14 protein-coding genes are annotated in these 15,186 nt (G+C 70.8%); all 14 read right to left on the bottom strand.

Going from position 1 to position 15,186, the window contains the following annotated elements; genetic code table 11:
• Positions 1 to 17: 17 nt before the first annotated feature.
• The gene (locus tag ABZ880_RS19450; RefSeq protein ID WP_361264078.1) at positions 18 to 839 is read right to left on the bottom strand and encodes a TIM barrel protein; all 822 of its coding nucleotides are present in this window, start codon (positions 837 to 839) and stop codon (positions 18 to 20) included.
• 160 nt (positions 840 to 999) lie between these two features.
• Positions 1,000 to 1,686 carry a hypothetical protein gene (locus ABZ880_RS19445; protein WP_361264075.1) on the bottom strand — a complete coding sequence of 229 codons (687 nt, stop codon included), beginning with the start codon at positions 1,684 to 1,686 and terminating at the stop codon, positions 1,000 to 1,002.
• Between the two features lie 41 nt (positions 1,687 to 1,727).
• Positions 1,728 to 2,252 (bottom strand): hypothetical protein, encoded by a 525-nt coding sequence (locus ABZ880_RS19440; RefSeq protein ID WP_361264072.1) that lies wholly within the window; start codon positions 2,250 to 2,252, stop codon positions 1,728 to 1,730.
• On the bottom strand, positions 2,225 to 3,502 hold the full coding sequence (locus tag ABZ880_RS19435) for an MlaD family protein (RefSeq protein ID WP_361264069.1): 1,278 nt from the start codon (positions 3,500 to 3,502) through the stop codon (positions 2,225 to 2,227). The genes ABZ880_RS19440 and ABZ880_RS19435 overlap by 28 nt, the downstream gene beginning before the upstream one ends.
• Positions 3,499 to 4,767, bottom strand: a complete 1,269-nt coding sequence (locus ABZ880_RS19430; protein ID WP_361264066.1) for an MCE family protein — start codon at positions 4,765 to 4,767, stop codon at positions 3,499 to 3,501. Before ABZ880_RS19430 ends, ABZ880_RS19435 begins: the two co-directional genes overlap by 4 nt.
• Entirely contained in the window at positions 4,764 to 5,870 is a 1,107-nt protein-coding gene (locus tag ABZ880_RS19425; protein WP_361264296.1) for an MCE family protein, read from the bottom strand. Before ABZ880_RS19425 ends, ABZ880_RS19430 begins: the two co-directional genes overlap by 4 nt.
• An 8-nt stretch (positions 5,871 to 5,878) precedes the next feature.
• Positions 5,879 to 6,859: an MCE family protein gene (locus ABZ880_RS19420; protein ID WP_361264293.1), complete on the bottom strand. Its 981-nt coding sequence runs from the start codon at positions 6,857 to 6,859 to the stop codon at positions 5,879 to 5,881.
• Between the two features lie 263 nt (positions 6,860 to 7,122).
• Positions 7,123 to 8,160, bottom strand: a complete 1,038-nt coding sequence (locus ABZ880_RS19415; protein WP_361264063.1) for an MlaD family protein — start codon at positions 8,158 to 8,160, stop codon at positions 7,123 to 7,125.
• Positions 8,157 to 9,392, bottom strand: a complete 1,236-nt coding sequence (locus tag ABZ880_RS19410) for an MCE family protein (RefSeq protein WP_361264060.1) — start codon at positions 9,390 to 9,392, stop codon at positions 8,157 to 8,159. The genes ABZ880_RS19415 and ABZ880_RS19410 overlap by 4 nt, the downstream gene beginning before the upstream one ends.
• Before the next feature lie 5 nt (positions 9,393 to 9,397).
• Positions 9,398 to 10,201, bottom strand: a complete 804-nt coding sequence (locus ABZ880_RS19405) for an ABC transporter permease (RefSeq protein ID WP_361264057.1) — start codon at positions 10,199 to 10,201, stop codon at positions 9,398 to 9,400.
• 3 nt (positions 10,202 to 10,204) lie between these two features.
• Positions 10,205 to 10,975, bottom strand: coding sequence for an ABC transporter permease (locus ABZ880_RS19400; protein ID WP_361264054.1), 771 nt, complete (start codon positions 10,973 to 10,975; stop codon positions 10,205 to 10,207).
• The gene (locus ABZ880_RS19395; RefSeq protein ID WP_361264051.1) at positions 10,972 to 11,913 is read right to left on the bottom strand and encodes an ABC transporter ATP-binding protein; all 942 of its coding nucleotides are present in this window, start codon (positions 11,911 to 11,913) and stop codon (positions 10,972 to 10,974) included. The genes ABZ880_RS19400 and ABZ880_RS19395 overlap by 4 nt, the downstream gene beginning before the upstream one ends.
• An 899-nt stretch (positions 11,914 to 12,812) precedes the next feature.
• Positions 12,813 to 13,808 (bottom strand): sigma-70 family RNA polymerase sigma factor, encoded by a 996-nt coding sequence (locus ABZ880_RS19390; RefSeq protein WP_361264048.1) that lies wholly within the window; start codon positions 13,806 to 13,808, stop codon positions 12,813 to 12,815.
• 138 nt (positions 13,809 to 13,946) lie between these two features.
• Positions 13,947 to 14,954: a lytic murein transglycosylase gene (locus ABZ880_RS19385; RefSeq protein WP_361264045.1), complete on the bottom strand. Its 1,008-nt coding sequence runs from the start codon at positions 14,952 to 14,954 to the stop codon at positions 13,947 to 13,949.
• Between the last annotated feature and the right edge of the window lie 232 nt (positions 14,955 to 15,186).

Here is a 15,186-nt window from a genome sequence, read left to right as displayed (position 1 = left end):
TGCCTTTCGGTACGGGGTCAGCGGGACAGCCAGTCGAAGGCCTCGGCGCTCGGGCGGTCGCCCGGCTTGTACTCGAGGCCGATCCAGCCGTCGTAACCCGCCTTCTTCAGCTGGTCGAGGAGGTCCTCGAGGGGCAGCGAGCCGGTGCCCGGCGCTCCGCGGCCCGGGTTGTCGGCGATCTGCACGTGACCCGTCTTCGCCGCGTACTGCTCGATCACCGACGGGAGGTCCTCGCCGTTCATGGACAGGTGGTAGAGGTCCATGAGGAACTTCGCGTTGCCCAGCCCCGTCGCCCGGTTCACCTTGTCGACGATGCCGACGCCCGCCGGGGCGCTCACCAGCGGGTAGAGCGGCGACTCCGGCTTGTTGAGGGTCTCGATCAGCAGGATCGCGCCGATGCGGTCGGCCGCGTGGGCCGCGAGCACCAGGTTCTCCAGTGCCAGCGCGTCCTGCTCGGCCGGGTCGACGCCCTCGACGCGGTTGCCGTACAGCGCGTTGAGCGCCCTGGTGCCGAGCGACCGCGCGAAGTCGGCGGCCACGTCGATGTTGGCGCGGAACTTCTCCGACTCCTCGCCAGGGATCGACAGGGCGCCGCGGTCCGGGCCCGGGAGCTGTCCGGCGTAGAAGTTCAGACCGGTGAGCTGGACACCCGCGTCCTCGATCGCGTTCTTCAGGGCGTCGAGCTCGGACTGCGCCGGGGTGGGGGCGTCGACCCAGGGCCACCACAACTCGACCGCGGTGAAGCCCGCCGCGGCGGCGGCCGCGGGGCGCTCCAGGAGCGGGAGTTCCGTGAAGAGGATCGACAGGTTGACGTTGAAGCGCTGGTCGTCGAATCCCATGGGGGTCGGCGCTCCCTTCCGTGGTGGGTCTTGTTATTTCGTATTGCGGAAGTTTGTTTCTGCTTAATGGAAGACTGCCTGTGGTGGGGGAGGCCTGTCAAGAGAGCGCACACAAAAACGCCCCCGCGCGAAAGGCGCGGGGGCGGGCCGAACGGGCTGATCAGAGCGCGTCCACGGCGCTCACCTTCCAGCCGTCGGAGGTACGGCTCATCGTCATCCGCACCCGGTTCAGGTCCAGGCGCGAGCCCGAGACCTGGGTGCTCTGCGTGACCTGGTTGACGAAGAGCAGGACGGTGACCTTGTCCGGCGCCGCCGAGGCGACGGAGGCCGCGGTGACCGACGCCTTCACCACCCCGTGGTACTTCTTCGCCGTCGGCCCGACCACACTGGCCGTCGTCTTCCCGTACTCCTCCCGGAAGTGCCCGGTCAGCCGCTCACGAGCGCGGGTGAAGTCCCGGTCCAGATGCCGGTAGTCGTACGACAGCACGACCGGCGCCGCCTTCCGTGCGGCCGTGAGGGCCTGCGTCCGGGCGCTGTCGGTGCGCCGCTCCTGCCCGTACTGCCAGCCGAGCACCGACACCGCGACCAGGCCCATGACGAGGAGGGCGCCGAGCACCGCGGTGAGCAGCCGGCGGCGGGACGGGCGGGCCGGCGCCTCGTCCGTCAGGTCCTCGGGTGACGGCTCCGGCGGGTCCGTCCAGCCGTCCCCGGCCGGCGGGTCGATCGTCAGGGTGCGCCCGGTGAGCGGTTCCTCGGGCTGCTTCGGGTCCTCGATGCGCCGGGTGCGCTTGGCCGCCGCGCGGGCGGCCGCGTTCATCGCGCGGCTGCGGGCTGTCGGGTTCGCCATGGTCGTACTCCTCACTGGTGGCGCGTGACCGGTGGTGCGGGTCAGCCCACGAACTCGACGTCGGAGGTCAGCCAGCGCCCGTCCCGGTAGACCAGGTCGAGCTGCAGCCGGTAGGTGCGCGCCTCCCCCTTGGGCACGGCGGTGTTGGTGACCTTGCTGTCGGCGACCACCAGGACACGGGCCGAGTGCGCGTCCGAGCGGACGATGCCGGCGTCGAGGACCTGTCCCTCGGAGACCGACTTGTTCTCGGCGACGAGCTTGGTCAGGTCCTGGGTCTGCGCGCTGAACTGCTTCTTGAAGTCGCCGGTGGCGCTCTCGAGGACGTTGGCGCTGTCCCGGCCGTAGTGCCGGTAGTCGAGCGAGGTGAAGTTCAGCGCGGACTGGCGGGCGGCGGACAGGATGTCCTGGCGCCGCATGTCCTTCTCGTGCTGGTCGTAGAGGCGCAGGCTCAGCCAGAGCGCGACCGCGGTGGTGAGGACGGTCGCCACGACGAGTCCGACCGTGAGCGCCTTCCCGTTCCCGCCGAGTGCTTTCACGGTCAGGCCATAGGACCGACTAGCAGCCATTGCCACGACTCCTTTCCGAACACCGTCTGCTGGCCACCCGTCGAGCCGATCTCGACGGGCCTTCCGTCCGGGCCGGTCGCGGTGCCGGTCTCCGGGTCGTACGGCGTGACGTACGCCGCCTGGTTCGCGCCGCCCGAGGCGGAGCGTGCGCCGGGGGCGTTCTGCGCACCCCGTACCGAGGTCTTGCTGCCGCGCGGGGCGGTGCAGCGCGCGTCGGTGTTCGCCGCGCGCCTGCTGGTGTCCGAGGGGTCACGCCGGGTCGTGCCGTATCCCTGGGTGCACGGCGCCGGGTCGTCGGCGTTCACCACCAGGCCGAAGTGGAACGTGCCGTCGCCCGGGACGACCGTGTAGCTGCCCGAGACCAGCGCCGGGAAGGTGACGAGGGCCTGCTCGACGCCGGGCAGGTGGGCCAGGGTGACCTGGCCGCCGCTGATCAGGTTGGCGAGCAGGACCGAGAGCTGCGGACCGGTCGACTTCAGAAGGGAGTTGACCTCCTGCGCGGCCGGCGCGGCATTGCCGATCAGCTTGCGCAGGTCCCCGTCGCTCGACTTCAACTGCGCGCTGAGCAAAGCCAGATCGTGCGCGAACGACTTGATGGACGAGCCCTGGTCGGCCTGCGTCTTGAGGACCTTCCGGGAGTCCTCGATCAGCGAGATCGTCTGGGGCAGCGAGTCGGACGCCGACTCGACGAGCGCGTTGCCGGAGTCCACCAGCCGGCTCAGGTCCGGCCCGGTGCCGTTGAAGGCCTTGCCCAACTCGTCGACGGTGACCCGGAGATCGTCCTTGCCGACGGAGTTCACCAGCCGGTCCAGGCTGAGGACGAGGTCGGTGGTGGGCAGCGGCACCCGGGTGCTGCCGCGCGGGATGGCGCTGCCGTCCAGGAGGTACGGGCCGTGCGAGGTGCGCGGCTGCAGGTCGACGTACTGCTCGCCCACCGCCGAACGGTTCGCGACCACGGCAAGGGTGTCCGCGGGGATGCGTGGCGCCCCGTCCTTGATGTCGAGGGCGACCGACACACCGTCGTCGCCGGTCAGCCCCAGCGAGCCGACGCGGCCCACCGGCACGCCGCGGTAGGTGACCTCCGCGCCGGGGAAGATGCCCCCGGAGTCGGCGAAGTCGGCCCGCACGGTGTAGCCGCGGTCCAGGAGGCCGTCCACCAGGCCGGTGTACTCGGCGCCGACGTACGACACCCCGACGGCGGTGACGGTGGCGAAGGCGAGCAACTGCGCCTTGACGGTACGGGTGATCACGGCTGGACCCCCTTCAGCATCAGCTCGGCGAGGGCGAGATCGATCCCCTCGGGTGCGCGGGCGCCGGTGGAGTAGGCGCTGGTGCACACGGGCGGGCACAGCACGTCGCCGCCGCCCGAGGAGGCCGACGGCGTGGGCAGGCCCGGCGTGCTCGGCAGCGCGGTCGGTGCGGGGACGCTCGGCAGGTCCGGCACGTCCGGGAGATCCGGTACGTCGGGGGTGCCCGGCGTCTGCGAACCGCCCTTGTCGCCGCCGGAGTTGCCGTCCGCCACGTTCCCGTACAGGTCCGCGAGGTCGAGGTCCGCCGTGAGGTGGAGGTTGACGTAGTCGCCCTTGACGGCCTCCGTGGCGTTGCGCGGGAACGGGTAAGTGGTGAGCAGTTCGAGGGAGTTGGGCAGGTCGCTGCCCGCCTTGTCCAGCTGCTGCAGGATCGGCCGGAGCTTCTGGAGGTTCGCGACCGTGTCGTCGTGCGAGGCCTCGACCACCTTGCTGCCCGTCTTGCCGAGCTTCGACAGGGCGGTGAGCATCTTCGTCAGGTTGCGCCGCTCGCCGGCCAGCACCTTCAGCGCGGGCGGCATGGTGTCGACGGCCTTCGCGATGGTCTTCTTCTCCTTGCCGAGCCGCCCCGCGAGCCGGTCGACGGCCTTGATCGCGCGGACGATGTCCGCCTTCTGGTCGTCCAGTCCGCCGACGAACGTGTTCAGCTCCTTCAACAGCGACCGGACCCGGTTCTCCCGGCCGTCCAGGGCCTTGTCCAACTCCACGGTGATCGTCTTGAGCTGGGCCACGCCGCCGCCGTTGAGCAGGGCGGACAGCGCGGACAGCACCTCCTCGACCTCCGGGTTGCGGCCGCTGCGGGACAGCGGGATGCGGTCGCCGTCGCGCAGCCGGCCCACCGGGGCGGTGCCGGTCGGGGCGGCGAGCGCCACGTACTTCTCGCCGAGCAGGCTGGTCTGCCGCAGCTCGGCGACCGCGTTGGCGGGCAGCTTCACCGAGTCGGCGACCCGCAGCCGTACGCGTGCGTGCCAGCCGTCCAGCTGCACCTTCTCGACCGCGCCCACGGTGACGTCGTCGACCTTCACCGCCGACTGCGGCACCAGGTCCAGGACGTCACGGAACTCGACGGTGACATGGTAGGCGTGCCCGCCGTCGGCGGCGCCGCCGGGCAGTGGGACGTCGTACCAGCCGTTGAACTCGCAGCCGGACAGCAGCAGCGAACCGACCACGGCCCAGGCGAAGGTCCCCGCCTTGCGTCGTGTGCTCATGCGCTCGCCCCCAGGATCCCGCCGAGCGTCTTGTCGGTCGTGCCCGTCACGGCGGTGCCCCGGGTGGGCAGTTCGGGCAGGGAGTCGAAGAGTTTCGTCAGCTCCTTGCAGTCGGGGTTCTTGCCGCCCGTCTCGCCCGCCGTCTTGAGGAGGGAGCACAACAGCGAGGCCGGATCCTGGGCCTGCTGGGCGTTGTTGCGGGTGTCGAGGGTGCCGGAGGACGGGTTGTAGGTGTTGTTCAGGTTGGACAGGCCGACGGGTGCGACGGTCAACAGCTCGTCCAGTGCGGCCCGTTGAGTGACGAGCACCTTGGTCACCTTGCTGAGGCCCTTCACGTCCGAGGTCAGGGACTTCTTGTTGTTCTTCACGAAGGCGGACACGTCACCGAGCGCCGTGGCGAGGTTCGCGAGCGCCGCCGCGAGGTCCTTGCGCTCGCCCGCGAGCTGCTCGGCGACCTTGGCGAGGCTGGTGTTGAACGACCGCACGCTCTTGTCGTCGGCCGCCAGCGCCGCCGTGAACACCTGAAGGTTGCGCACCGTGCCGAACAGGTCCGTACGGCCGTCGGACAGTGTGGTGACCGCCTGCGAGAGGTCCTGGACGGTCTGGTTGAGATTCTTGCCCTGTCCGTCGAGGTTGTCGGCGCTGACCCCGAGCAGCCGCGACAGCGAGCCGTCCTTGTTGGCGCCCTTGGGGCCGAGCGCGTCGGCCGTGGTGTGCAGGCTGTCGAAGACGCGGTCCAGTTCGACGGGTACGGCGGTGCGCTTCTCGGGGATGACGGCACCACTGCGCAGGACCGGGCCCTTGCGGTACACCGGCAGCAGCTGCACGTAACGGTCGCTGACCACCGAGGAGTTGATGATCGCGGCCTTCGCGTCGGCGGGCACCTGGCGCCCTTCCTCGTACTCGAACTCGACGCGCACCCGGTCGCCCTCGGGCGTGATCTTCCGGACCTCGCCGATGCGGACGCCGAGAACGCGGACGTCCGAGCCGGGATAGATGCCGACGGTGCGCGGGAAATACGCGGTGACGTGCACCTTCCCGGGCCGCGGCCACAGCACGTAGGTGAGCGCGGCGATCAGCGCCACCACGGTGACCAGAACCAGGTTCCTCCTCACTGTCCGCCTCCCGTCTTCGGGACCACCGGAGCGGCGACGAGGTTCTGGACGTAGGAGTCGAACCAGCGGCCGTTTCCGAGGGTGTTGGTGAAGACCCGGACGTACGGCGCGAGCAGCTTCACGCTGCGGTCGAGACTGGACTGGTTGCGTTCGAGCATCTGCACCACACGGTTCAGGCCCTTGAGCGCGGGCCCGATCTCCTTGTCGTTGTCGTCGACCAGGCCGGAGAGCTCGATGCCGAGCGTGGCGGAGGTCTTCAGGAGCTTGTGGATCGCCGTACGGCGCTTGCTGATCTCCTTGAACAGACTGTTGCCGTCCTTGACGAGGGCGGTGAAGTCCTCGGAGCGGTCGGCGAGTACGCCGGTGGTGCCGTTGGCGTGGTCGAGGAGCTCGCCGAGGGCCTTGTCGCGCGAGGCCACCGTGCGGGAGATCCGCGACAGGCCCTTGATGGACGCGCGCACCTCGGCGGGCGAGTCCTGGAAGGTGGTGGAGATGGTGTCCAGGGCCTTCGCCAGCCGCTCGGTGTCGACCTTCTCCGAGGTGGTGGTGAGGTCGCTGAAGGCCTGCACGACGTCGTACGCCGCCACCGTGCGCCGCAGCGGGATCTCGCTGCCCGGCTTCAACCGGCCCGTCCCCTTGGGCTGGAGCGCCAGATACTTCGCGCCGAGGATCGTCTTCACCCGGATCGACGCACCGGTCTCGGTGCCGAAGGCCGGATCGCCCTTGACCTTGAAGGTGACCTTGACGTGGTCGCCGTCCAGATCGACGTCCTCGACCTTGCCGACCTTCACCCCGGCGATCCGCACCTCGTCCCCGGGCTTGAGCCCGCCGGCCTCCGAGAAGGCCGCGCTGTACGTCTTTCCGTCGCCGATGAAGGGGAGGCTGTCGGCGTTGAACGCGGCCACCGTCAGAAGGGCGAGGAGGGTGAGGCCCACGGCGCCGATGACGACCGGGTTGCGGTCGCGGAAGGGGATCAGGCGGGGGCGGCGGATCCGCGGGAGCCTTATTCGGGGCGGCTCGATGCGGACCTTCATCATCGGCCGAGGCCCTGGCTGCGGCTTGCCGGGGCGCGGTGCCCGCCGAGGAAGCCGTGGCCTGGGCAGCTTCGGCGGGTCGATGCGGACCTTCATCAGGGGTTGCGGCCCGCCGGGGCGGGGCGCCCGCCGAGGGAACCGTACGGTCGGCAGCTTCGGCGGGTCGATGCGCACCTTCATCAGGGGCTCCGGGCGCTGCTTGCGCGTCACGATCCGCACCTCGCCCTCGCCACGTGCATGTCGGGGCTCAGCACCTGCTTCGTCTTCGGCAGCACGATCCGGCCGTCGAAGTCGCAGAGGTAGAAGTTGAACCAGGAGCCGTAGGACGCGGTCCCCGTCAGTGCGTTGAGCTTGTTCGGCAGCCGCTTCAGCACGCCCTCCACGGTCTTCTCGTTGTCGTTCAACGTCCCGGTGAGATCGGTCAGTCGGGCGATGTCGTCCTTCAGCGGCGGCCGCGCGTCCGTCAGCAGCCCCGAGGTGGCGTCCGTCAGGTCGCCGATGTTCACCAGCGACTCGCCGATCGGCTTGCGGTCGGCGGACAGTCCGGAGATCACCCGCCGCAGCTGCTTGAGCAGACCGGAGAAGCGGGTGCCGCGCTTGTCGAGCGTCCCCAGCACGGTGTTGAGGTTGTCGATCACCGAGCCGATCAGCTTGTCGCGGTCGGCGAGCGTCGTGGTGAGCGAAGCGGTGTGCACCAGCAGGCTGTTGACGGTGCCGCCCTCGCCCTGCAGCGTCTTGACGATCTCGGTGGCGAGCTGGTTGACGTCCTGCGGGCTGAGCGCGGCGAACAGCGGCTTGAAGCCGTTCAGCAGGGCGTTGAGGTCCAGCGCGGGCTGTGTGCGCTGCAGCGGGATGGTGGCGCCGGGCCTCAGCCGGGTGCCGTCGCCCACGCCCTCGGTGAGGGCGACGTACCGCTGTCCGACCAGGTTGCGGTAGCGGATGACCGCATGGGTGCTGGTGAGCAGCGGCCGGTCCGCGCCGACGGTGAAGGTGATCTCCGCCAGCGTCCGGTCCTTGATCCGGATCCCCTCGACCTCGCCGACCCGCACCCCGGCGACCCGGATGTCGTCGCCCTTCTCCAGGCCGGTGACATCGCTGAAGACGGCACGGTACGTGCGCTCCGGTGTGAAGGAGACGTTGACGATGGTGGCGGCGAGCAGGGCCGTCGCCGCGATGGTCACCAGCGCGAAGACGCCGAACTTGATCAGGGGAGCCGCGGTCTGCCGGGCCGGGGTGGTCCTCATGCGACGCTCACCGCCGTCCCGCGCGCCATCGGCCCGAACAGCAGCGTCGCGACCGGCGGCACCTCGTCGGCGGGCACGCCCATCACCGGCGACACCAGCGAGCCGACGGCCCGCTGCTCGGCCCGGGTGGCGGAGACGCCGAGCGGTCCTGAGGAACTCCCCTTCTTCGACCCGTCGTTGAGATGTACGCCGGGTGCGGGGACCGAAGGGCTCGGCAGATCACGGCAGTTCGGCCCCGAGCGCTCGCCGTATTGCGGCTCCTCGCCGGGCTCGTACGCGCCCTGCTGCCGTACGACTTCGAGGGTGATGTGCATCTTGCCGCCCCGGAAGGCCTGGTCGGAGGCCTGCTCCTCGTGGACCAGGCCGGCCAGGAGGCACGGGTACTCGGGGGAGTAGCGGGCGAAGAGCTCCAGGGTGGGGCGGGAAACCCGGCCGAGGGTGATGAGCCGGTCGCCGTTCGCGTCGAGGAAGCCGTCGGCGGTGTCCGCGACGGTCGCCGTCGTGGCGAGGGCTTCGGTCAGCCGGGACCGCTCCTCGACCAGGGTGCGGCTGGTGGTGACGGTGTTGCGCAGGATGTCCATCAGGTCGGGGGCCGCATCGCCGTACACCTTCGCGACGTCGGCCAGCCGGGCGAAGTCCTCGGTGAGGGACGGCAGATGGGGATTGAGGCGGTGCAGATAGGCCTCCACGCGCGTGAGGTTGTCGCCGATCCGGTCGCCGCGGCCCTCCAGGGCGGTGGCGAAGGCGGAGAGGGTGGCGTTGAGCTTGCCGGGCTGCACGGTCCGCAGCAGCGGCAGCAGGTCGTTCATCAGCTGCTGCACCTCGATGCCGACGCGGGTGCGGTCCTGGGTGATGACGTCGCCGGCGCGGATGGACCGGGCCGAGGTGTGCACGGGCGCGACCAGGTCGACGTACTTCTCGCCGAACAGCGTCTTCGGCAGCAGGCGGGCCCGCACGTCGGAGGGGATGTCGGCGACGTACCGGGGCTTGAGCGCGATGTCGAGCGTCGCCTTGGTCCCGTCGGCGTGCACCGAGCGCACCTCGCCGACCAGCAGGCCGCGCAGCTTGACGTCGGCGCGCGGGTCGAGCTGGTTGCCGAGGCTGTCGGCCTCCAGCTTGATGCGCACGACCGGGGTGAACGCCTGCCGGTACACGGCGACGGACAGCGACAGCAACAGGGCGAGCACGGCGAGGAACACCACGCCGTACAGCCGCAGTCTCAGCGCCCTCATACGGTTCACCCCGCAATCCGTACGGTCGTGTTGGCGCCCCAGATCGCGAGCGACAGGAAGAAGTCGAGGACGTTGATCGCCACGATCGAGGTCCGCACCGCGCGGCCCACCGCGACGCCGACGCCCGCCGGGCCGCCGCTCGCGTAGTAGCCGTAGAAGCAGTGCACGAGGATGATCAGGACGGCGAAGACCAGCACCTTGCCGAAGGACCACAGGACGTCGACCGGCGGCAGGTACTGGGAGAAGTAGTGGTCGTAGGTGCCCGCCGACTGGCCGTAGTAGCCGGTGGTGATGGTGCGGGCGGCGAGGTACGAGGACAGCAGCCCGATGACGTACAGCGGGATCACGGCGACGAAGCCGGCGATCATCCGCGTGGTCACCAGGAACGGCAGCGAGGGCACGCCCATGACCTCCAGGGCGTCCGTCTCCTCGCTGATCCGCATCGCGCCGAGCTGGGCGGTGAAGCCCGCGCCGACGGTCGCGGAGAGCGCGAGTCCGGCCACCAGGGGTGCGATCTCGCGGGTGTTGAAGTACGCCGACAGGAACGCCACGAAGTTGGACGTGCCGAGCTGGTTGAGCGCGGCGTATCCCTGGAGGCCGACCTCCGTGCCGGTGAAGAAGGACAGGAAGGCGATGACGCCGACCGTGCCGCCCACGACGGCGAGGGCGCCGCGGCCGAAGCTCACCTCGGCGAGCAGCCGCAGGATCTCCTTCTTGTAGCGCCGCAGGGTGCGGCCCGTCCAGGCCAACGAGCGGCCGTAGAAGGAGAGTTGGCGCCCCAGCGCCTCAAGACTGTTGAACAGCGCCATGCCTCAGCCCCTCTGCGGGACGACTTGGAAGTACACCGCGGTCATCACGAAGTTCGTCACGAACAGCAACATGAAGGTGATCACCACAGACTGGTTCACGGCGTCTCCCACACCCTTCGGGCCGCCCTTCGCGGTAAGTCCCTTGTACGAGGCGACGATCGCCGCGATCGCCCCGAAGACGAGTGCCTTGATCTCGGCCGCCCACAGGTCCGAGAGCTGGGCGAGAGTGGTGAAGGAGGCGAGGTAGGCGCCCGGAGTGCCGTTCTGCAGAACGACGTTGAAGAAGTAGCCGCCGGCGACGCCGACCACGGACACCAGGCCGTTGAGCAGCACGGCGACCACCATCGACGCCAGCACCCGCGGCACGACCAGCCGGTGGACCGGATCGATGCCCAGGACCTGCATCGCGTCGATCTCCTCGCGGATCTTCCGCGCCCCGAGGTCCGCGCAGATCGCCGTGCCACCGGCGCCCGCGATGAGCAGTGCGGTGACGATCGGCGAGGCCTCGCGCAGTACGGCGAGGACCGAGGCGGCGCCCGAGAAGGACTGGGCCCCGAGCTGTCGCGTGAGACTGCCGATCTGCAGCGCGATGACGGCGCCGAAGGGGATGGAGACGAGGGCGGTCGGCAGGATGGTGACGCTCGCGATGAACCACGCCTGCTGGATGAACTCCCTTGCCTGGAACGGCCGTCGGGGCATCGTCCGGACGACGTCCAGTGCCATCGCGAACAGGTTCCCGGACTGCCGCAGCGCTCCGGTCGGTGACAGTCTCATACGTCCGCCACCGCCTTCCGCCGCCGCAACTCCGCTTCTCGCTCCGCGATCGCGTCCCAGCGGGGCGGGCGGAGGATGCCTGGACCCGGCAGCAGGCGGGGAGTCAGAGCCTGGCTGCCGGGAGTCTGTGCGCCGTTGCCCAGTTGGGCCAGCTCCTGCTCGACCTGGGCGGCGTCCTTCTCCTCCGCCATGCCGATCGGGCCCTGCATCCGCCCGTTCAGGAACTGCCGCACGACCGGTTCGTCACTGGTCAGCAGCTCCTCCCGGGGCCCGAACATGACCAGCTCGCGCCGGAACAACAGGCCGATGTTGTCCGGGACTTGGCGGGCGGAGGCGATGTCGTGGGTGACGATCAGGAAGGTCGCGTCGATCTGGGCGTTGAGGTCGACGATGAGCTGGTTGAGATAGGCGACGCGGACGGGGTCGAGGCCGGAGTCGGGCTCGTCGAAGAGGATGATCTCGGGATCGAGGACGAGGGCGCGTGCGAGCCCGGCCCGTTTCCGCATCCCGCCGGATATCTCCCCGGGGAGTTTCGGCTCCGACCCGATCAACCCGACCATGTCCATCTTCTCCAGCACGATGCGCCGGATCTCGCTCTCGGACTTACGGGTGTGCTCGCGCAGCGGGAACGCGATGTTGTCGTACAGATTCATCGAGCCGAACAGCGCGCCGTCCTGGAACAGCACGCCGAACAGCTTCCGCACCTCGTACAGCTCGTGCTCGCGAAGCTTCGTGATGTCCCGCCCAGCGATCCTCACGCTGCCGCGGTCCGGCTTCAGCAGCCCGACGAGCGTCTTGAGGAACACCGACTTGCCCGTGCCGGAGGGGCCGAGCATGACGGAGACCTCCCCGGCGGGCAGCGTCAGCGACACGTCCTGCCAGATGACCTGGTGACCGAAGGACTTGGTCAGCCCTTCCACACAGATCTCGACACCCATCCGGTCCACCTCTCGGCCCGTGGAGCTGCTCCGACATCTGCTCTACGGGGAAGGGTGGGGGGGTCCGTCGCTCGAGAGGGAGATTTTTTTCGGGCGGGCCGGTGGGATCGGTTCGGGCGGGTGCTGAGGGGGGCTCTGCGGGTTGGTTCGGGCGGGGCCGCGGGGGCCGCGGGGGCGGGGCGGGTGGGTCGGCGGGATCGATGTGTGTGGCCTGAGCGGTGGATGCGGGAGGGGTTTACGGGACCCCGGTTCGGGCGGGCCTGCGGGATTGCTCGGGCGGGGCCTGAGGGGGCTCTGCGGGGTGGTCCGGGCGGGGGCCGCGGGCGGAGCGGGAGGGTCTGCGGGATCGGTGTGTGCGGCCTGTGCGGTGGATGCGGGCGGGTCTGCGGGAGCGGTGCGTGCGGTCTGTGCGGTTGATGCGGGAGGGTTTATGGGACCGGTTGGGGCGAGCCTGCGGGAATGTCGGGCGGGCGCCTGCGGGATTGCTCGGGCGGGCCTGTGGGATCAATTCGGCCGGGCCTGAGCAGGGCTCTGCGGGGCGGTTCGGGCGGGGCCGCGGGGCGGGGTTGGGGCGGGTCTGCGGGAGCGTTGTGCGTGGCCTGCGGGGTTGATGCGGGAGGGGTTCGGGACCGGTTCGGGCGAGCCTGCGGGGACGGTCGGGTGGGGGCTGAGCGGGGCTCTACGGGTCGGCTCGGGCAGGGCCCCTGGGACCGTTCGAGCGGGTCTGCAGGGTCGGCTGGGCGTGGCAGCGGGGCCGGTTCGAGCGGGCCCTCAGGGGCGGTCGGCGTGGCAGCGGGGCCGGTTCGGGTGGGCTTGTGGTGTTGATCCGGGCGGGGCTGCGGGGGCGGTTCGGTGGCTCGCGGGCGGAATCGGGCGGGCCTGCGCCCTGTTTGGTGGGGTTACGGGACCGATGGGAGCGCGCTCAGGGTGGGGGTCGGTAGTGAGGCGGACGGTACCGCGGGGGTGGGGACGGCGGACTCGACCGCCGCGGTGGGCAGGTCGGGGAGGTCCGTCACCTCCGGTAGGCCGGACACCTCGGGCACGGTGGGTACTCCCGGCACCTTCGGGACCGTCGGCGCCGAAACCTCCGGCAGAGGCGGGACCGACAGCGGTAGCACCGGCGTTCCGTCGCCGGGGGACCCGGCCGCCGGGGGATTGGTCGACGTGGCCGAGGGGGCCGGTGACTGCCGGGCCCGGCTCGTGCCGGTGCTGTCGGTCCGCAGGGCCCCCGCGCCAGGAGTCACGGACGGATGCGGAGCCGTCGTAGTGCCACCGCCCCCGTCCAGTGCGTACGGCAGCACGAACCCCGCCACCGCCAGCGTCGCCGCCGTCGACGCGACCGCCACGGCCTGTGCCTTGCCGCCGGCCTTGAGGCGCCCGCGGCCGAGCAGGAACAGCACGAAGCCGAGGGTCGCGGCCAGGGAGTTGCGCAGGGTTCGACGGGCCCGGGCCAGCAGCGACTCGACGGTGCGGTAGCTGAGTCCCATCTTCACGGCGACCTGGCCGACGTCCAGGTCCTCCGACTTCAGCCACAGCGCCTCCGCCTGCCGGGCGGGCAGCTCACCGCTGCGCACCGCCAGCCACTTCGCCTCCGCCCGGTCGCACACCGCCTCCTCCACCGGCACCGGACCGGGCGCGATCAGCGTCGGGCTGACGCGGACCTCGGCCTCACGGTTGACCTGCCGGTACCGGTCGACGCACAGCCGCATCGTCACCGTCGTCAGCCACGCACCGAGCCGCTCCTCGTCCAGATCCGGCCGCTCCGCCGCACGCAGCATCGCCTCGTGCACGGCGTCCTCGGCGTCCTCCTGGCTCATCGACCTGCGCCGAGCCACCTTGAGCAACTGCTCGCGGTGGCTCCACATGCGCCGCCAACGCTCGTCGGCAGCTTCCATATCCGCAGGCATCTCCGTCGCCATGAGGGCCCCTTCGCGCTCACTCGCCGGTGTCCCGGTCCGGCGGGTGGCGACATTACCGCCGGGTAGCCGCGGTTGTGGAGGGGGAGGAGGCCATCGAGTCCGCGCCGTTACTGGTCAGAGGCCGGTGCTGGGGAGCACGTCACCGACGGGGAGATCGATGCTCGGGGTGGGCACGGGGGCGACCGGTTCCGCCGTACTCCCGCTCGCCGGGCGGGAGTTGGAGGGGGTCGGCGAGGCAGGAACGGACGGCGTCGGGGCCGGGGAAGGGGTGGTGCTCGGGCGCGGAGACGGTTTCGGCTTCGAGGTCGACTTCGGCCGCGCGGGCTCGGGGCGCGCCGAGGACCGTACCGCCGGATCCGCCGTACCCGTCGAACCGTCCGGCACCACCCGATGCCCCTCCAGGAAGTACGCGTACCAGGCCCGTACCGTCCGCAGATACGCCGCCGAGTGGTTGTAGCCGAGGATCGCCCGGTCCAGCCCGGCGCCCTCGGACAGGTCCCGCCCGGCCGCGCACAGATACCGCCCCGCCGCGAGCGCCGCGTCGAAGACGTTGTCGGGGTCGGACCGCCCGTCGCCGTTCCCGTCCGCGCCCCACCGCGCCCACGTCGACGGGATGAACTGCATCGGCCCCACCGCCCGGTCGTACACCGCGTCCCCGTCGTACGCACCACCGTCCGTGTCCCGTACGACGGCGAAGGCACCGCCGTCCAGCCGCGGGCCCAGGATCGGCGTCACCGTCGTACCGTCCGAGGTCACCCGCCCACCGCCCGCCTGCCCCGACTCCACCTGGCCGATCGCGGCCAGCAGCTGCCAGCGCAGCCCGCAGCCGGGCGCGGTCCGGGCGAGCTCGGCCTCGGCGTGCCGGTAGGCGGCGAAGACGGTGGCCGGAACCGGGCCGCCACTCGGCGAGGCCTTGTGTCCCTTTCGAACCCGGGCCAGCGGTGGAAGATCCGTGCGGTACGGAGTGTCACCGGACACGCTCGGCCCGTGCTCCGCGGTCTCCCGAGCCGGCCCGGCGGCCCGCGCCTCGGTCGCCCCCGGCGCCTGCGACGCCGTCAGCGCCGCCATCGCCGCCGCCGCGACCGCCGTACCCCTGACCCGTCTGACCCTCTGCCCTGCCACGTCCCGATCCCCTCCCTATGAGCGGTGAACTGCTCTCGACTGCTCTACGGGGACGGGCGGCACGTCCGTCGCTGTGCTCAGGGCCTGCCCGGCGGATCAGCTCGGCGTCGCGGCCCCTGGCACGCGCTCCCCCACTGCCTTGAAGGCGTGGGGGACCCCCAGCGGCGTTGTCGTCGGTCGCCGGCGCTCCGCGTCGACTCCCTCCTCGCGTTGCAGCTGCACGTCCCAGACC

The organism is Streptomyces sp. NPDC047043, from assembly GCF_040644055.1.
Lineage (GTDB): Bacteria > Actinomycetota > Actinomycetes > Streptomycetales > Streptomycetaceae > Streptomyces.
This window is presented reverse-complemented; position numbering and strand designations above follow the sequence as displayed.